A 17,373-nucleotide genomic window follows, 5' to 3' on the forward strand; every position below is an offset into this window, starting at 1 on the left:
TTGAGTTTGGTTGAAACCTTCAAACGCGACGAGCGTCCTGAAAAAGTCAATTTGAGCATAGGCATTTATTTTGATGATGAAGGCAAAATGCCGGTTTTGGAATCTGTCCGCCTGGCAGAAGCAGGGCGTGCGGCCGTACCGCGCCCCTCTCCTTATCTGCCGATGGAAGGTTTGGATACTTACCGAAGCGCGGTTCAGCGTTTGCTGTTTGGGCAGGATAATCAGGCGCTGGCAGAAGGGCGCGTTGCAACCATACAGACTTTAGGCGGCTCAGGGGCGTTGAAAGTCGGTGCCGACTTTTTGCACCGTTGGTTCCCTGAAGCGAAAGCCTATGTCAGCGATCCGACGTGGGACAACCATAAAGGTATTTTTGAAGGTGCAGGTTTTAAAGTGGGGACGTATCCTTATTACAACCCTGAAACCGTCGGCGTGAAATTTGAAGAAATGACTGCGTTTTTCAAAACATTGCCGGAAAACAGCGTCTTGATTTTGCACCCATGCTGTCAAAACCCGACCGGCGTAGATATGTCGCAAGCGCAATGGGATGAGGTGTTGGACATCATCAAAATGCACAAGCTGATTCCGTTTATGGATATTGCCTATCAAGGTTTCGGCGAGGATTTGGACAGCGATGCCTATGCGATTCGTAAAGCCGTCGAAATGGGCCTGCCTTTGTTTGTCAGCAACTCTTTCTCGAAAAACCTGTCGCTGTACGGCGAGCGCGTCGGTGGTTTGAGCGTAGTGTGTCCCAATAAGGAAGAAGCAGAGCTGGTGTTCGGACAGTTGAAATTTACCGTCCGCCGCATTTATTCCAGCCCTGCCGCGCATGGCGCATACATCGCTTCTGATGTGATGAACAGCGATGAGTTACGCGCTTTGTGGGAAAACGAGGTTTACGCCATGCGCGACCGCATCCGTGCCATGCGTCAGAAACTTTATGATGTTTTGACGGCCAAAATCCCCAATCGCGATTTCAGCTATTTCATCAAACAGCGCGGCATGTTCAGCTATACAGGCCTGACCGTAGAGCAGATACATCGTCTGCGCGACGAATTTGCCGTTTACCTGCTGGATTCAGGCAGGATGTGTGTGGCCGGTTTGAATGCATCGAATATCGATTATGTGGCCGAGGCATTTGCCAAAGTGTTGCAATAGCCGTTTAATCTGAAATTGAATGTAGTTTTATTTGAAGTAAATCAAAAGGCCGTCTGAAAAATTTTCATCTTTCAGACGGCCTCTTTATAATTGGCGCACCCAACAGGGATCGAACCTGTGACCTCCAGCTTCGGAAACTGACACTCTTCCAACTGAGCTATGGGTGCGAAAGCCGTAAGGTTAACGCATATTGGCTTTATTGGCAAAGTTTATCTTGAAAGTGTCTGAAAGTGGCATTGGCGGTCACTTTTTTGCATAGCTGGAATAATCAATTAACTACAAAGGCTTAGCAGAATTTAGATGGCCTTTTGAGGATTTTTGCGTATCTTTTTCTCAAGATGGATTGGAAAGCCTTTGCGAATTCAGTATAATCCAGCAAAATATTGTTAATTGCGTTTAACACATAAACTATAACTTACAGCACAACCTAACCTAACGGCGAGGCCTACCAAATGAAACAACTCCGCGACCACAAAGCCCAAGGCTCTGCATTGTTCACCCTTGTGAGCGGTATCGTTATTGTTATTGCAGTGATTTTCTTCCTGATCAAATTGGCGGGAAGCGGTTCATTCGGCGATGTTGACGAAACAACCGAAGCTGCGACTCAAACCCGTATCCAGCCAGTCGGCCAACTCAAAATGGGCGACGGTATTCCTGTCGGCGAACGTCAAGGCGATCAGATTTTCAACAAAATCTGTATTCAATGTCACGCGGCAGACAGTATTGTTCCTAACGCGCCTAAATTTGAAAATAAAGGCGATTGGGCTCCTCGTATCGCCCAAGGCTTTGATACCTTGTTCCAACACGCTTTGAACGGTTTCAACGCAATGCCTGCCAAAGGCGGTGCGGCTGATTTGACCGACCAAGAATTGAAACGCGTGATTACTTATATGGCTAACAAAGCCGGCGGTACTTTCCCCGATCCTGATGCTGCGGCTCCTGCCGATGCCGCTGCTTCCGGCGAAGCTGATTCAGCTCCAGCAGTTGAGGGTGCGGCTCCTGCAGATGCTCCTAAAGCAGACGCTGCCAAAGCTGAAGACAAAGGCGCAGCTGCCGGTGGTGCAGACGGTAAAAAAGTTTACGAAGCCAGCTGCCAAGCATGTCACGGCGGTGCGGTTCCCGGTGTTCCTCATGTAGGTAAAAAAGAAGACTGGGCTCCTCGTATCAAACAAGGTAAAGACACCCTGCACAAACATGCAATCGAAGGCTTTAACGCAATGCCTGCCAAAGGCGGTAACGGCAGCCTGAGCGACGATGAAGTGAAAGCTGCAGTTGATTACATGGCTAATCAATCTGGTGCTAAATTCTAAGATTTGACTTTGACTCTCGAATAGAAAGCGCATTCTGCATAGGATGCGCTTTTTCGTGCAGGAAGGTCTGATCTTGCTATAATACGAGAGTAGTAGATTGTAGTTTGTCTGAAAGATTCAGACGGCCTTCAAACACAATATTCTTTTAAAGAAGTTTAACTATATTCACATACGACAAAACAATCACGGAGTTATCTCATGGCAAAAAAATATTTCGGTACTGACGGTGTGCGCGGCGAAGTCGGTCAATTCCCTATCAATCCTGATTTTGTCTTGAAGTTGGGTTATGCGGCAGGTCAGGTTTTGGTGCAGCACGAAGGCGAAATTAAACCAACCGTCTTGATCGGTAAAGACACGCGTATTTCAGGCTATATGCTGGAAGCTGCGCTGATTGCCGGTTTTACCGCCGCCGGTGTCAATGTTATTCAAACCGGCCCTCTGCCAACCCCGGGCGTAGCGTATCTGACCCGTGCTTTGCGTTTGTCTGCCGGTGTGATGATTTCTGCTTCCCACAATGTTTATTCCGATAACGGCATTAAATTCTTTGCTGAAGGCGGTGTGAAGCTGAGCGATGAAATCGAGTTGGAAATCGAAGCCAAAATTGATGAGGAAATGAAAACCCAGCCGTCCAGCCGTTTGGGCCGCGCGCGCCGAATTAATGGTGCGGATGACCGCTATATCGAGTTTTGTAAATCCACTTTCCCAAGTCATTTGGATTTGCGCGGTCTGAAATTGGTGGTCGATACTGCTAATGGTGCAGGCTATGCAGTTGCACCTAAAGTATTCCACGAGTTGGGTGCGCAAATGGTTAGTATCGGTGATGAGCCAAACGGCTACAACATCAATGAGAAATGTGGTGCGACCCATCCGAAAGCTTTGCAAGCGGCTGTATTGCAAAATGAAGCCGATTACGGTATTGCCTTGGATGGCGATGGCGACCGTTTGATGATGGTTGACCGCAATGGCAAAGTGTATGACGGCGACAGCCTGATTTATGTGATTGCCAAAGCACGCGCGCACGAAGGTGTGGAAATCGGCGGCGTGGTGGGTACAGTGATGACCAATATGGCGATGGAAGTTGCTTTGAAAGAGCAGGGCGTTGATTTCTGCCGCGCCAAAGTGGGCGACCGCTATGTGTTGGAACAGCTCCACCAACGCGGTTGGTCGATTGGCGGCGAAGCCAGCGGCCATATTTTGTGCATGGACAAACACAATACCGGTGACGGCATCATTTCTGCACTGCAAGTTTTGGCCGCACTGCAAACCTTGAATCAAGACCTTGCCACCGTTTGCGCCGATTGGCAGCCGTATCCGCAAACCATGATTAACGTCCGCATCAAAAAAGGCCAAAACTGGCAGGACGCTTCCAAAGAGGCTTTGGCTGAAGTGGAAAAAGAACTCGAAGGCAAAGGCCGTGTGGTCTTGCGTGCATCCGGTACTGAGCCTGTCGTGCGTGTGATGGTGGAAGCCAAGCAGGCAGACTGGGCGAAAAAAGGCGCAGAAAAAATTGCCGCCGCCATTCAAGGTCAAAAGTAACAGTGTGTTTGATTTTGACTTGACCTAAATAAAAGGCCGTCTGTTGTTCAGACGGCCTTTGTGTTTCAGTTGAAAGCTTAATTGCTCAAGACATCAACGCCTTTAGGAGGAGTGAATTTGAACATACCGCTGGAAAGGTTAGGCTTGGTGTTCAAGCCGCTGAAGCTGATGCTGGTTTGGTTGCCGAAGCTGTCTTTCAGCTGCATGGCGGCGAGGTTGTCACCTTTGAAGCCGATGCGGATGTATTGGTAGCCGGCGTTGTTTTTCTTAGGCGTAGCCAAAACGTAGTCGATACCGTTGGCAGAACCGTCTTCTTTCAGCGTGTAGCTGCTGTCCAATGCCGTTTTGTTGGAGAGGATGGCGGCAGGGCTGTCGCCGATGGTTTGATCTTGTGAGGATTTGGTTACTTGCGCCAAATCTACGTCATAGAGCCAAATGGTTTTGCCGTCGCCAACGATGGTTTGTTTGTAGGGTTTAGTGTATTCCCATTTGAACAAGCCAGGGCGCAGGATTTTGAATGTACCGTGTGTGGTTTGGGTTTTCTTTTTGCTGTGAACGGTTTGGCTGAAGTTGCCGCTGATACCGTCGGCATCATTATTGAATTTTTTCAGGGCGTCCACTGCGCCGGCTTGTGCAAAGCCGATGGCTGAAGAAAGCAGCGCGGCAGCGGTCAGGGTGAACAGTCGGGTAGTTTTCATGTTTTGGTTCCTTGTTCGGAGAGATGGGTTCAGTATAGACGTTATGGTGTAACAGGCAAGGGGCTGAATGGAGGGTTTAATTTGTGTAAATATGAAAAATCCAATCAAGTGACTGAAATAATTTCATTTCTTCAGACGGCCTGCATTTGGTTTTGACGTTTTTTTAATGAAACGCATAAGGGCTTGGTGTGGTATTTAATGTCATTTTACGGAAAGCGTGAAATTATAGTCTTTCTGTTTGCTTTTTAAAACGGTTATAATATTTATCTTTTTAAAACAATGGTTTTGTATGTATCTAAATCCTTATCCTTTATTGGAACAGGCTTTGCTGTCGGACAATCCGGATGAAAAGGGAAGGTTGACGCAGGCCTTGTTTGCGCAGTTGGGCGAGGCAGAAGATTTGACGGTTGAGGAGTCGAAACCTGTGGATTGCCGTTTTGCCGGACATCCGCTCCGTCCGCGTTTGGTTGCCCCTTCGGAGGTTACACCGCGCAAGATGAATACGGTCGAAGGCTATGCGGCCATGTTGCATGCGATTGCACACATTGAATTTAATGCGATTAATCTGGCCTTGGATGCGGCATATCGTTTTCGCAATATGCCGTTTCAGTTTGTACGCGATTGGGTAAGGGTGGCGAAAGAAGAAGTGTTTCACTTCGGCTTGATGCGTGGCCGTCTGAACAGCTTGGGCTACGATTACGGCGATTTTGAAGCGCACGGGCATTTGTGGGATATGGCGTATAAAACCGCTTACGATCCCTTGTTGCGCATGGCTTTGGTGCCGCGGGTATTGGAAGCGCGCGGTTTGGATGTCACGCCGGGTATTCGTGCAAAAGTGGCGCAGCGTGGCGATGTGGAAACCTGCGATGTGTTGGATATTATTTATCGCGATGAAGTGGGGCATGTCGCCATCGGCAATCATTGGTATCAACATCTTTGCTGTGAGCGCGGTTTGGAACCGGTTGGCCTGTTCCGCAGCCTGATTGCGCGTTACGATATGTTTATCTTCCGCGGCTACGTCAATATCGAAGCGCGAGAACGCGCAGGATTCAGCCGTTTCGAGCTGGATATGTTGGAAGATTTTGAGAAAAGTTTGAAACAGGGTAAAAAGGCCGTCTGAAACGGTAAAATCATCATGGCACATCATCACGATCATTCGCACGCGCACACGCATACCGCCAATAAGCAGGTATTGCGTATTTCATTTTTCGTCATTGCCGGATTTATGCTGGTTGAGGCGGTTGGCGGCTGGCTGACCAACTCTTTGGCCCTTCTTTCCGATGCGGGGCATATGTTCAGCGATGCGTTTTCGCTGGGCGTAGCATTGTGGGCATTCAAACTTGGCGAGAAACAGACCACGCTGCAAAAGACATTCGGTTACAAGCGTTTTGAAATTTTGACGGCGATGTTTAACGGATTGTCGCTGGTGTTGATTGCGGCGATGATTTTTTATGAAGCAGTCAAACGATTGTTTTATCCGCCGGAAATTTTGACGGGCGGCATGTTGGTGGTCAGTATCATCGGTTTGCTGGTCAACATCGGTGTCGCCGTTTATATGTTGAAGAATAGCGATACCGAAGAAAACGTCAATATGCGCGGCGCGTATCTGCATGTAATCAGCGATTTGTTCGGTTCGATAGGGGCGATTGTCGCAGCGGTACTGATGATGGCGTATGGCTGGCAATGGGCGGATACGGTTGCCAGCGTATTGGTGGCGGCTTTGGTAGGGCGCAGCGGCTGGAAGCTGTTTAAACAGACTTTGCACATTTTGATGGAAGGCGCGCCGGAAAACATCCATACCGATGAGTTGCTCAGCGTTATCCGCAATACGGAAGGCGTAAAATCCGTTCACGACTTGCATGTTTGGACGATTACCAGCAATATCCACGTTTTATCCTGTCATATTGTTGTAGATGGCAACATGACGGTTGCAGAGTCCGAGCAAATCGCCTACCGCATCGAACATGAATTGGCGCATCACAACATCGGGCATTGTACGATTCAGATTGAAAGCGAACAGCATCCGCATAAAGATGAAGTTTTGTGTTCGCAGGAAATGCACGAACACCATCACCATTAATCATATTCAGGCCGTCTGAAACTTGTTGGATTGTTCAGACGGCCTTCTAAAATCATCAAAGGAACACTTATGACCCAAGCTGTATTATTCGACCTTGACGGCACGCTTGCCGATACCGCACTTGATTTGGGTGGCGCGCTCAACACGGTATTGCGCCGACACGGTTTGCCTGAAAAAAGCATGGATGAAATCCGTCCGCAGGCCAGCCACGGTGCGAGCGGTTTGCTCAAGCTTGGTACAGGTATTACGCCCGACCATCCGGACTATATGCAATGGCGTAAAGAGTTTTTGGATGAATACAGCCGCTGCTATGCCGACCAAACCATCTTGTTCGACGGCGTAAACGAAATGCTGGAAGCCTTAGTTCAACGCGGTATCCAATGGGGCATTATTACCAACAAGCCTATGCGTTTTACTGATGTCCTCGTGCCTAAGCTCGGGTTTACCGTGCCTCCTGTCGTGATTGTCAGCGGCGATACTTGCGATGAACCCAAGCCCAGCGTGAAGCCTATGTTTTACGCGTGCGAACAGATTGGTGTTGAGGCGCAGCGATGCTTTTATGTCGGCGATGCTGAGCGCGATATGCAGGCAGGCAAAAATGCAGGCATGACGACCGTGCTTGCCGATTGGGGCTATATTTCTGCTGAAGACCAAACCGAAAACTGGCTTGCCGATTTCCGTATTGCCACGCCTTTGGATTTGTTGGCAATCTTGCGTTAAAACCCTGTAATAATCCGTTTTCAGACGGCCTGAAACGGCGTAAAATCGCACTAAGTTTGTATTTTTTCAACCGTTTTACTACTTGTAAAGAGAAAAATCATGTTCTTCAAGCATATCGAAGCAGCTCCTGCTGATCCGATTTTAGGTTTGGGCGAGGCGTTTAAAGCCGAAACCCGTCCGGAGAAAGTCAATCTCGGTATCGGCGTGTACAAAGACGCATCCGGTGCGACGCCTATTGTCAAAGCCGTCAAAGAGGCTGAAAAACGCCTGCTGGAAAGCGAGACAACTAAAAATTACCTGACCATCGACGGCGTTGCCGATTACAACGAGCAAACCCAAATCCTGTTGTTTGGTAAAGACCACGAAATCATCGCCAGCCGTCGCGCCAAAACAGCGCAAAGCCTTGGCGGTACAGGTGCATTGCGCATTGCGGCCGAATTTGTCAAACGTCAGTTGAACGCGCAAACCATTTGGATTTCCAATCCGACTTGGCCAAACCACAACGCCATCGCCAAAGCGGTCGGTATCCAAGACAAACCTTATCGCTACTATGATGCCGCCAAACACGGTTTGGATTGGGACGGCATGATTGAAGACTTGAGCCAAGCGCAAAAAGGCGACATCGTCCTGCTGCACGGCTGTTGCCACAACCCTACCGGCATCGACCCTACGCCCGAACAATGGGAAACTCTGGCAAAACTTTCTGCTGAAAAAGGCTGGTTGCCACTGTTTGACTTTGCCTACCAAGGCTTTGGCAATGGTTTGGAAGAAGACGCCTACGGCTTGCGCGTGTTCTTGAAACACAATACGGAATTGCTGATTGCCAGTTCTTATTCTAAAAACTTCGGTATGTACAACGAGCGCGTCGGCGCGTTCACTTTGGTGGCCGAAGATGAAGAAACAGCAGCCCGCGCCCACAGCCAAGTCAAAACCATCATCCGTACCTTGTATTCCAACCCAGCTTCACACGGCGCGAACACCATTGCACTGGTGTTGAAAAATGATGATTTGAAAGCACAATGGATTGCCGAACTCGATGAAATGCGCGGTCGCATCAAAGCTATGCGCCAAAAATTTGTCGAGTTGCTCAAAGCCAAAGGTGCAACCCAAGACTTTGATTTCATTATCGAACAAAACGGTATGTTCTCCTTTAGCGGTCTGACTCCCGAACAAGTCGACCGTTTGAAAAACGAGTTTGCCATTTATGCCGTCCGCTCCGGCCGCATTAATGTCGCAGGTATTACCGATGATAACATCGACTACCTGTGCGAAAGCATTGTGAAAGTCTTGTAACTGTCGAATTAAAGGCAAAAGGCCGTCTGAATTGTTCAGACGGCCTTTATTTTTGACTGTCGAAACTTATCCGGCAACTGCGTTCATCCCCCAATAAATCATGGTATAGCGCAGCAGTTTGCCTGTAATCAGAATGATGGCGCAATGCAAAGCATTGAGCCTGAGCCAGCCTGCGGCAAGGGGAAGGGCATCGCCGATAATCGGCAACCATGCAAATAATAGCGGCCAAATTCCCCATCTTTGTATACGCGCCAATACTTTTTCAGACGGCCTTTTCTTGGACGGAAACATTCTGCCCATGTAATACGAAACCATACTGCCCAAGCCATTCGCCAAACCGGCACACAAACATGCGCCGAGGGCATGTTGCGGATATTGGTACACAAATGCGGCGTATGCCGCCTCGGATGTACCCGGAAGTAGTGTGGCTGAAGTGAAGGCAGAAGCAATCAGGGCAAGGTAAGCGTAAAGAGGGGGCATGTTTTGAGTTACATCAAGTGATATTGTAAAAAAGAAATAATAGGCTTAATAAGAGGATTATGCCTTTATTTTTTAATCTAATAAAAGATAAATCCAATATTATTGAAATTTTTAAAATTAAACGACTGAAGGATAATGTAGTCGGCTGTTAGAAAATAGTTTTCAAAGTGACGGATTATCAGTATGATACGGGCGGCTGTTAATGGGTGTTAAGTTTAATGAACTGATTTAAGCTCATTTTTCCAGCAAATTTTAACAAAACGAAAGGCAAATCATGTCTGCGCATTCACAACAAAATCATACTCCTGCGCTGGTTGTCCTAACCACACTCTTTTTCATGATGGGTTTCATTACCTGCATGAACGATATTTTGATTCCGCATTTGAAAGATATTTTCGACCTAACTTATGTTCAGGCGATGCTGATTCAATTCTGTTTCTTTACCGCTTATGCGATTATGTCGATCCCGATGGGCTATTTGGTCGGCAAAATCGGCTATAAAAACGGCGTGATTAGCGGCTTCGTATTGACGGCCATCGGCTGTCTACTCTTCTATCCTGCTGCCGGCAGTCATTCTTATGCAACTTTTTTGGGTGCGCTGTTTATTTTGGCTTCAGGTGTAACACTGCTGCAAGTAGCGGGTAACCCTTATGTGACTTTGCTGTCCAAACCGGGTAAAGAATCTGCAACACTGACTTTGGTTCAGGCATTTAACTCTTTGGGTACGACCATTGCTCCGCAAATCGGCGCATTCCTGATTTTGGCTGATGCAACACAAACTGTCAGCAAAGCCGAGCAAATTTCTTCCGTTCAAATTCCGTATTTAGGGTTGGCCGGTTTACTTATTATTTTGGCTGTGTGTGTCAAAATGATTCGTTTGCCTGATGCGCGTAAAATTGCTGAAGAAGAGAGCGAACATAACCATGATGGCAAACACAGTGTTTGGCAATACCGTCATTTGGTTTTTGGTGCGGCCGGTATTTTCTGTTATGTCGGTGCCGAAGTATCTATCGGTTCTTTGTTGGTCAGCGTGTTGGGTTACCTGAAAGGTTTGGACCACGCATCTGCCGCAAAATATCTGTCGTTCTACTGGGGCGGTGCAATGGTCGGCCGTTTCTTAGGCTCTGCCATCATGGCGAAAATTGCGCCTAACCGCTATTTGGCATTTAACGCTACTGCTGCTGTTGCCTTGTTGGGCGTTGCTATGTTGGTAGGTAAAGCCAGTGCGGATATTGCGATGTGGGCATTGTTGGCCATCGGCTTCTTCAACTCCATCATGTTCCCGACCATTTTCTCTTTGGCAACCAAAGGCTTGGGCCGATTCACCAGCAGCGCTTCTGGCGTATTGTGTACTGCGATTGTTGGAGGTGCGGTTGTGCCTGTGGTACAAGGTTGGGCTGCGGATACTTACGGCTTGATGATTTCTTTCGTTGTATCAGCGATTTGTTATGTATACATCGTCTTCTTTGCAATTAAAGGCTACAAAGCTGACGAATAACTCATCATGATAAAAGGCCGTCTGAAACCCTATGGGATTTCAGACGGCCTTTTTACTTTGTGGCATAATGATTTAAATGACAGGAGGAAAAAATGGCCAAAATCATTTTGCTGCATGGCTTGCACATGCATTCATGGGTAATGAAACCGCTGGCGTATTTGCTGGAACAAGAAGGTTTTGAAGTTGCTCTGTTCGATTATTGCAGTGTGTTGCACTCGATGAATCGGCATGTTGAGGACTTGGCGCGATGGATTGATGAGAACCATGCTGATGAAACGCTGCACTTTGTCGGCCACAGTTTGGGCGGCTTGGTCTTACGCAATTTTGCAGCAGCATATCCGGATAAAGTCAGCGGCCGTATCGTTACCATGGGTACGCCGCACCAAGGCAGCCGTGCCGCGCAACGTGTGTTCAATATGGGTTTGCAAAAGCCGGTATTGGGCGGCTCGTATAAAGGCGCATTGGACGGCGGTATGCCTGAATTGCCAGAGGGTGTTGAGCTGGGCAGTATCGCCGGTAACAAACCGTATGGTCTGGGCCGTGTTTTAGGTTTGCATGGCGAACATGATGGTACGGTTTTGGTCAGCGAAACGCATTGTCCGAATATGCGCGATCATATTGTTTTACCTGTCAGCCATAGCGGTATGCTGTTTAACCGTAAAACGGTCGAGCAAGTGGTGGCATTTTTGCATGATGGATATTTTAAAAAGCAATAAAATACTATTTATTTTAATTAAAAAATATTTTATTCTAAATAATTCGTTTATTTTAAAGAAAATGGCAAGGATTTGTGAGCGTTGCTTTCGTAAAATAATCAACAGGCCGTCTGAAACCGGTTTTTCAGACGGCCTGTTATGCTAAAATCTGTTAAATACTTATTAAAAAGGCAAAGAACAATGTTTGCTTTCAAATCCTTACTTAATATGCCGCGCTTTGAGGCCATCGCTGTGGCCTTAGCTTTGGTGGCTGCAATGGGTTATACGATTATTTCGCTTGAATGGCTGCCGCATATGTCGATTGTGACGGCGATCGTGGTCTTGCTTTTGTACGGTTTGATGCGTGGCTTGAAATATCAAGATATGCAAAACGGTATGATAGGCGCGGTCGGGCAGGGCATGGGCGCGATTTATCTGTTTTTCTTTATCGGCCTGATGGTCAGCGCGCTGATGATGAGTGGTGCGATTCCGACGCTGATGTATTACGGTTTCGGATTGATTTCGCCGACTTATTTTTATTTTTCGGCGTTTGCGCTTTGCTCGATCATCGGTATTTCCATCGGCAGTAGTTTGACGACTTGTGCAACTGTTGGCGTGGCATTTATGGGGATGGCGGCTGCGTTTCATGCCGATATGGCGATGACGGCAGGTGCGATTGTGTCGGGTGCGTTTTTCGGCGATAAAATGTCGCCGCTTTCCGATACGACCGGTATTTCCGCTTCGATTGTCGGCATTGATTTGTTCGAGCACATCAAAAACATGATGTACACCACTGTGCCTGCGTGGTTGATCAGTGCGGCCTTGATGTTGTGGCTCTTGCCCAATGTTGCCGCGCATGATATGAACAGCGTCGAGGCTTTCCGCGCGCAATTGGAAGCAACCGGTTTGGTGCATGCCTACTCGCTGATTCCGTTTGCTTTATTGGTTGTCCTCGCCCTGATGCGTGTCAATGCCATTGTGGCCATGTTGTTTACCGTTGTGGTGGCGCTGATTGTCACTTACTTCCATAGTACGCCTGATTTGAAACAGCTGGGCGCGTGGTTTTACGGCGGATACAAACTCGAAGGCGAAGCATTTAAAGACATTGCCCGTTTGATTTCACGCGGCGGTTTGGAAAGCATGTTCTTCACGCAAACCATTGTGATACTCGGCATGAGCTTGGGCGGCCTGTTGTTCAGCATCGGTGTGATTCCGTCTTTGTTGGAAGCCATTCGTGCGTTCCTGACCAATGCCGGACGTGCTACTTTCAGCGTGGCCATGACATCGGTCGGCGTCAACTTCCTGATTGGCGAACAATATTTAAGTATCCTGCTTTCCGGCGAAACCTTTAAGCCGGTATATGACAAACTCGGCCTGCATTCGCGCAACCTTGCCCGTACGCTGGAAGATGCGGGTACGGTCATCAACCCGTTGGTGCCTTGGAGCGTCTGCGGCGTATTCATCAGCCATGCCTTGGGTGTGCCTGTTTGGGAATACCTGCCTTATGCTTTCTTCTGCTACTTGAGTTTGGCTCTGACGCTGGTGTTTGGCTGGACAGGGCTGACTTTGAGTAAGAAGTAAACAGCATTTAAAATAGCAATGCTTTTATCAAACAAGGCCGTCTGAAAGAAAGACTTTCAGACGGCCTGATTTTACTTGAAGTAGCCGTATCAACATGATTTCACTATAATTGCTGTGCCAATAAAAAATAATCCAAAAACAATGAATAAACAAATCCGCCAAGAAATTTTCGAGCGTTTCCGCGCTGCCAATCCTCATCCGACTACCGAGTTGAATTTCAGCTCGCCGTTTGAGCTGCTTATCGCCGTTTTATTGTCTGCACAAGCAACTGATGTCGGCGTGAACAAAGCGACTGCCAAGCTCTTTCCCGTTGCCAATACGCCGCAAGCCATGTTGGATTTGGGGCTGGACGGCGTGATGGAATACACCAAAACCATAGGCCTCTACAAAACCAAATCCAAACACATCATGCAGACTTGCCGTATTTTGCTGGAGAAATACAACGGCAAAGTACCTGCCGAGCGAGAGGCTTTGGAATCTTTGCCTGGTGTTGGCCGTAAAACAGCCAATGTGGTGTTGAATACTGCATTCGGGCAACCTGTTATGGCGGTCGATACCCATATTTTCCGTGTGGCCAACCGCACCAAAATCGCGCCGGGCAAGGATGTGCGTGAAGTTGAAGACAAGCTGATGCGCTTTATTCCCAAAGAATTTTTGATGGATGCTCATCATTGGTTGATTTTGCACGGCCGCTATACGTGCAAGGCTTTGAAACCTCAATGTAGCAAATGCCTGATTAACGATTTGTGCGAATATCCGGCAAAAATGTAAATAAAAACATAAAAAAGGCCGTCTGAATTTCAGACGGCCTTTGATTTGGCTACGATTAGTCGGCAACTGCCATCAGGCTGGCATTACCACCGGCAGCGGTAGTATTGATACTGCAAGAGATTTCTTCAAATACTTGCAGGATATCCAGACCTTGTTCGGAAGGCAGAATGCGGATGAGCGCACCGTCGCGGCCGGCCAACTCTTGTTTGCGCTCGCTGCTCAAAGGCTCGATAGCGGCAACATGGCTGATGCCTGTGTTTTCAGGTTTGCTGTTGACTTGTAACAAACCGTCCAAATCGGCTGAGTAGGAAGCCAATGGGCTGTTAGGCTCAACAACGGTTTGGATGCCTGCGGCTGCCAGCTCGGTCAGGGCAGAGAAGGCTTGCAGCAGATTGCCGCCATGTACCCAAATACGTTTTGGAGAGCGCCAGCTCAATGAGTTGCGTTCGCCGGTCGGGCCGACCAATACGGTTTCGGCTTTGCGCAGGGTACGGACGCGTGCGTGACCCAAAGCTGCGGCTGCAGCTTTTTTCTCTTCTGAGTTAAACGGCAGTTTGTGAACCAGGGTTTCCAAACGTTTGAGTGCGTCTTCGTCTGCTTGGCCGATTCGGCTGAGGGTTGGGGCAACCCATTCAGGAGTACGAACCAGGCGTTGCAGATAGAATGAACCGCCTGCTTTTGGACCGGTACCGGACAAGCCGTGACCGCCGAAAGGTTGTACGCCGACAACAGCACCAACGATGTTGCGGTTAACGTAGATGTTACCGGCTTCGATGCGGTCGCGGATATGGTCGACAGTACCTTCGATACGGCTGTGTACACCGCTGGTCAGAGCATAGCCTTTGGCGTTGATTTGGTCGATGAGTTGATCCAATTCGCTGGCGCGGTAGCGGACAACGTGCAATACAGGACCGAACACTTCGCGTTGCAACTCGTTCAGGTTGTTCAATTCAAACAGGATTGGACGAACGAAAGTAGAGTTGTTGTCATCAACGTCGGCGGCAGTTTTGATTTCGTGGTAAGCCTTCGCTACGCCTTTCATTCGGTTGATGTGGGCCAACAGGTTTTGTTGGGCTTCAGCATCGATGACAGGGCCAATATCTGTGGTCAGTTGGGTCGGTTTGCCGACAACCAATTCGTCCATTGCGCCTTTGATGATGTTGACCATTTTATCGGCAACATCTTCTTGAACGCACAAGATACGCAGAGCGGAACAACGTTGGCCTGCGCTGTCGAAGGCAGAGTTCAATACGTCGAGGCAGACTTGTTCCGGCAGGGCGGTAGAGTCCACAATCATCGCGTTTTGACCACCGGTCTCGGCAATCAGGACAGGGCTGTCGTCGCGTTTGGACAGGGCTTTGTTGATCAGGCGCGCTACTTCGGTAGAACCGGTGAAGATCACACCGCCGATGCGGGCATCGCCGGTCAGGGCAGAGCCGACATCGCCTGCGCCGAGTACGAGTTGCAGCGCAGAAGTCGGAATACCGGCTTGATGCATCAGGGAAACTGCGTAAGTAGCAATCAGGCTGGTTTGTTCGGCAGGTTTGGCGATAACGGTGTTACCGGCTGCCAATGCAGAAACCACTTCGCCGGTAAAGATGGCCAATGGGAAGTTCCATGGGCTGATGGCAACGATTGCGCCGACAGCTTTGGCATCTTTAGGCAAGGTGTTTTCAGCTTCGTTGGCATAGTAGCGACAGAAGTCAACGGCTTCTCGTACTTCGGCAACGGCGTTGTTTAAGGTTTTACCGGCTTCGCGGACGGCCAGCATCATCAATGCAGGCGTGTGTTGTTCCAAGAGGTCGGCAAAACGGCGCAGGCAGTCGGCGCGTTCTGAAGCAGGTTTGGCGCTCCACTCCGGCAAGGCGGCAACGGCTGCACCAATAGCTTCTTGAGCCAATGCCGCATCGGCAAAGCTGACAGTGCCGACAACATCGTTGTGGTCTGCAGGGTTACGGACGGGTTGCGCTTCGCCCACGTTACGCGCTTCGCCATTAACGATAGACGCGGCGTGGAAGTCTTCGGAAGAAGCTTGGTTGAGTTTTTCTTGCAGGTTTTGCAATACGTTTTCGTTGCTGAAATCGACGCCTTGGGAGTTCAGACGGCCTTTGCCATACAAATCGCGCGGCAGAGGCAATGCCGGATGCAGGTGGATGCCTTGTTCGGCGATGGTGTCGAACGGGCTCTTAATCAGGCGGTCGATGCTGATGTTTTCGTCAACGATTTGGTTCACGAAAGAAGAGTTCGCCCCGTTTTCCAACAGACGGCGTACCAAGTAGGCAAGCAGGGTTTCGTGTGTGCCGACCGGGGCATACACGCGTACGCGACGGCCTAAGTTTTGCGGGCCGACCACTTGGTCGTACAGGGTTTCGCCCATGCCGTGCAGACATTGGTGTTCAAAGTCTTTGCCTTTACCCATTTGGTAGATTGCGCCCAAAGTGTAGGCGTTGTGGGTGGCAAATTGTGGGAACACGGCATCTTGCGCATCCAAGAGTTTGCGTGCGCAGGCGAGATAGGAGATGTCGGTATGGACTTTACGGGTGTAAGTCGGATAGCCTTCCATGCCGTCTACTTGAGCCCATTTCACTTCGCTGTCCCAGTATGCACCTTTAACCAAACGGATCATCAGTTTTTGGTTGTTGCGGCGTGCCAAGTCGATCAGATAGTCGATAACGAACGGGCAACGTTTTTGGTAGGCTTGAACAACGAAACCGATACCTTTGTAGCCGGCCAAGTCAGGATCGGAAACCAAAGCTTCCATCAAGTCCAAAGACAATTCGAGACGGTTGGCTTCTTCGGCATCGATGTTGATACCGATATCGTATTTTTTACCCAAAAGGAACAATTCTTTCAGGCGTGGCAACAATTCGCTCATAACGCGTTCGTGTTGGGCGCGTGAATAGCGTGGGTGGATGGCGGAAAGTTTAACGGAGATACCGTTGCCTTCGTAAACGCCTTGGCCTGCGGCATCTTTACCGATGGCGTGAATGGCTTGAACGTAGTCGTTGTAGTAGCGGTTGGCATCTTCTTCGGTGTATGCGGCTTCACCCAACATATCAAAAGAGAAGCGGTAACCCATTTTCTCGCGCTCTTTACCGTTTTGCAGCGCTTCTTCAATGGTTTGGCCGGTTACGAACTGTTTGCCCAACAGGCGCATGGCGTAGTTCACACCTTGACGGATCAGAGGTGCGCCACCTTTGCTGATCAGACGGCTTAATGCGGAACTCATCTGTTTGTCGTTTGTCGCGGTCAGTTTGCCGGTAATCAGCAGACCCCATGCAGCCGCGTTAACGAAGAGGGAAGGGCTATTGTTCAAGTGGCTTTTCCAGTTGCCTTCAGAGATTTTGTCGGCAATCAGGCGGTCACGGGTTGCATTATCCGGAATACGCAGCAGGGCTTCGGCCAGACACATCAGTGCAACACCTTCTTCACTGGAGAGAGAGAACTCGTGCATCAAGGCATCTACGCCGCTTGCTTTGGTGCGGCTGGAGCGGACTTGAGTAACCAAACGACGGGCAAGCTCGGAGGCGGCATTGCGTTCTTCGTCGGTCATCTG

14 protein-coding genes and 1 tRNA gene are annotated in these 17,373 nt (G+C 49.1%); 11 read left to right on the forward strand and 4 right to left on the reverse strand.

Translation table 11 applies throughout. The annotated features are described in order from the left end of the window. A partial coding sequence (locus ACTHSP_RS09880; RefSeq protein ID WP_440346032.1) for an amino acid aminotransferase occupies window positions 1–1,155 on the forward strand: 1,155 nt, incomplete at its 5' end. Window positions 1,156–1,246: 91 nt separating this feature from the next. On the opposite strand, the gene ACTHSP_RS09885 is transcribed toward ACTHSP_RS09880, so the two are convergent. After that, window positions 1,247–1,322: transfer RNA gene (locus ACTHSP_RS09885), tRNA-Arg, on the reverse strand. A 285-nt stretch (window positions 1,323–1,607) separates the two neighbouring features. Between ACTHSP_RS09885 and ACTHSP_RS09890 the strand changes: the two genes are divergently transcribed. Together ACTHSP_RS09890 and glmM are read left to right on the forward strand one after the other, a co-directional pair. Next, the gene (locus tag ACTHSP_RS09890) at window positions 1,608–2,465 is read left to right on the forward strand and encodes a c-type cytochrome (protein WP_107867440.1); all 858 of its coding nucleotides are present in this window, start codon (window positions 1,608–1,610) and stop codon (window positions 2,463–2,465) included. 198 nt (window positions 2,466–2,663) lie between these two features. After that, window positions 2,664–4,001 (forward strand): phosphoglucosamine mutase, encoded by a 1,338-nt coding sequence (glmM, locus tag ACTHSP_RS09895; RefSeq protein ID WP_107867441.1) that lies wholly within the window; start codon window positions 2,664–2,666, stop codon window positions 3,999–4,001. 77 nt (window positions 4,002–4,078) lie between these two features. On the opposite strand, the gene lolA is transcribed toward glmM, so the two are convergent. Further along, window positions 4,079–4,699, reverse strand: coding sequence for an outer membrane lipoprotein chaperone LolA (gene lolA, locus ACTHSP_RS09900; protein ID WP_003682545.1), 621 nt, complete (start codon window positions 4,697–4,699; stop codon window positions 4,079–4,081). Window positions 4,700–4,988: 289 nt separating this feature from the next. Here lolA and ACTHSP_RS09905 point away from each other — a divergent pair, with 289 nt between their 5' ends. The 4 genes from ACTHSP_RS09905 to ACTHSP_RS09920 all read left to right on the forward strand — a co-directional run bounded on the left by ACTHSP_RS09905 (window position 4,989) and on the right by ACTHSP_RS09920 (window position 8,792). Continuing rightward, window positions 4,989–5,819 carry a ferritin-like domain-containing protein gene (locus tag ACTHSP_RS09905; protein WP_107867442.1) on the forward strand — a complete coding sequence of 277 codons (831 nt, stop codon included), beginning with the start codon at window positions 4,989–4,991 and terminating at the stop codon, window positions 5,817–5,819. A 15-nt stretch (window positions 5,820–5,834) separates the two neighbouring features. Then, a complete protein-coding gene (locus tag ACTHSP_RS09910) occupies window positions 5,835–6,779 on the forward strand; it encodes a cation diffusion facilitator family transporter (RefSeq protein ID WP_107867443.1) in 945 nt (314 codons plus the stop codon). A 69-nt stretch (window positions 6,780–6,848) separates the two neighbouring features. Beyond that, window positions 6,849–7,499, forward strand: a complete 651-nt coding sequence (locus tag ACTHSP_RS09915) for an HAD family hydrolase (protein WP_314511719.1) — start codon at window positions 6,849–6,851, stop codon at window positions 7,497–7,499. Between the two features lie 99 nt (window positions 7,500–7,598). Next, window positions 7,599–8,792: an amino acid aminotransferase gene (locus tag ACTHSP_RS09920; RefSeq protein ID WP_004520646.1), complete on the forward strand. Its 1,194-nt coding sequence runs from the start codon at window positions 7,599–7,601 to the stop codon at window positions 8,790–8,792. Window positions 8,793–8,858: 66 nt separating this feature from the next. Here ACTHSP_RS09920 and ACTHSP_RS09925 read toward each other — a convergent pair whose 3' ends face one another. Beyond that, window positions 8,859–9,272 carry a YqaA family protein gene (locus ACTHSP_RS09925; protein ID WP_440346033.1) on the reverse strand — a complete coding sequence of 138 codons (414 nt, stop codon included), beginning with the start codon at window positions 9,270–9,272 and terminating at the stop codon, window positions 8,859–8,861. A 274-nt stretch (window positions 9,273–9,546) separates the two neighbouring features. Here ACTHSP_RS09925 and ACTHSP_RS09930 point away from each other — a divergent pair, with 274 nt between their 5' ends. The 4 genes from ACTHSP_RS09930 to nth all read left to right on the forward strand — a co-directional run bounded on the left by ACTHSP_RS09930 (window position 9,547) and on the right by nth (window position 13,817). Further along, entirely contained in the window at window positions 9,547–10,770 is a 1,224-nt protein-coding gene (locus ACTHSP_RS09930; protein ID WP_440346034.1) for a sugar MFS transporter, read from the forward strand. Between the two features lie 92 nt (window positions 10,771–10,862). Beyond that, window positions 10,863–11,486: an alpha/beta fold hydrolase gene (locus ACTHSP_RS09935; RefSeq protein WP_128581324.1), complete on the forward strand. Its 624-nt coding sequence runs from the start codon at window positions 10,863–10,865 to the stop codon at window positions 11,484–11,486. Window positions 11,487–11,666: 180 nt separating this feature from the next. Continuing rightward, complete coding sequence (gene nhaC / locus ACTHSP_RS09940) at window positions 11,667–13,046, forward strand: Na+/H+ antiporter NhaC (protein WP_070607613.1); 1,380 nt, start codon at window positions 11,667–11,669, stop codon at window positions 13,044–13,046. A 141-nt stretch (window positions 13,047–13,187) separates the two neighbouring features. After that, the gene (gene nth / locus ACTHSP_RS09945; protein WP_440346035.1) at window positions 13,188–13,817 is read left to right on the forward strand and encodes an endonuclease III; all 630 of its coding nucleotides are present in this window, start codon (window positions 13,188–13,190) and stop codon (window positions 13,815–13,817) included. Between the two features lie 55 nt (window positions 13,818–13,872). Here the strand turns inward: nth and putA are convergent. Further along, window positions 13,873–17,373, reverse strand: a 3,501-nt coding sequence (gene putA / locus ACTHSP_RS09950) for a bifunctional proline dehydrogenase/L-glutamate gamma-semialdehyde dehydrogenase PutA (protein ID WP_440346036.1), incomplete at its 5' end; no start/stop codon positions are given.

The sequence above is a fragment of the Neisseria sp. P0001.S005 genome (genome assembly GCF_051963715.1).

What these genes read in the sequence shown, in the direction of transcription:
- ACTHSP_RS09890 (WP_107867440.1), top strand. Translation starts at nt 1,608, where the DNA reads ATGAAACAACTCCGCGACCACAAAGCCCAAGGCTCTGCATTGTTCACC.
- glmM (WP_107867441.1), top strand. Translation starts at nt 2,664, where the DNA reads ATGGCAAAAAAATATTTCGGTACTGACGGTGTGCGCGGCGAAGTCGGT.
- lolA (WP_003682545.1), bottom strand. Translation starts at nt 4,699, where the DNA reads ATGAAAACTACCCGACTGTTCACCCTGACCGCTGCCGCGCTGCTTTCT.
- ACTHSP_RS09905 (WP_107867442.1), top strand. Translation starts at nt 4,989, where the DNA reads ATGTATCTAAATCCTTATCCTTTATTGGAACAGGCTTTGCTGTCGGAC.
- ACTHSP_RS09910 (WP_107867443.1), top strand. Translation starts at nt 5,835, where the DNA reads ATGGCACATCATCACGATCATTCGCACGCGCACACGCATACCGCCAAT.
- ACTHSP_RS09915 (WP_314511719.1), top strand. Translation starts at nt 6,849, where the DNA reads ATGACCCAAGCTGTATTATTCGACCTTGACGGCACGCTTGCCGATACC.
- ACTHSP_RS09920 (WP_004520646.1), top strand. Translation starts at nt 7,599, where the DNA reads ATGTTCTTCAAGCATATCGAAGCAGCTCCTGCTGATCCGATTTTAGGT.
- ACTHSP_RS09925 (WP_440346033.1), bottom strand. Translation starts at nt 9,272, where the DNA reads ATGCCCCCTCTTTACGCTTACCTTGCCCTGATTGCTTCTGCCTTCACT.
- ACTHSP_RS09930 (WP_440346034.1), top strand. Translation starts at nt 9,547, where the DNA reads ATGTCTGCGCATTCACAACAAAATCATACTCCTGCGCTGGTTGTCCTA.
- ACTHSP_RS09935 (WP_128581324.1), top strand. Translation starts at nt 10,863, where the DNA reads ATGGCCAAAATCATTTTGCTGCATGGCTTGCACATGCATTCATGGGTA.
- nhaC (WP_070607613.1), top strand. Translation starts at nt 11,667, where the DNA reads ATGTTTGCTTTCAAATCCTTACTTAATATGCCGCGCTTTGAGGCCATC.
- nth (WP_440346035.1), top strand. Translation starts at nt 13,188, where the DNA reads ATGAATAAACAAATCCGCCAAGAAATTTTCGAGCGTTTCCGCGCTGCC.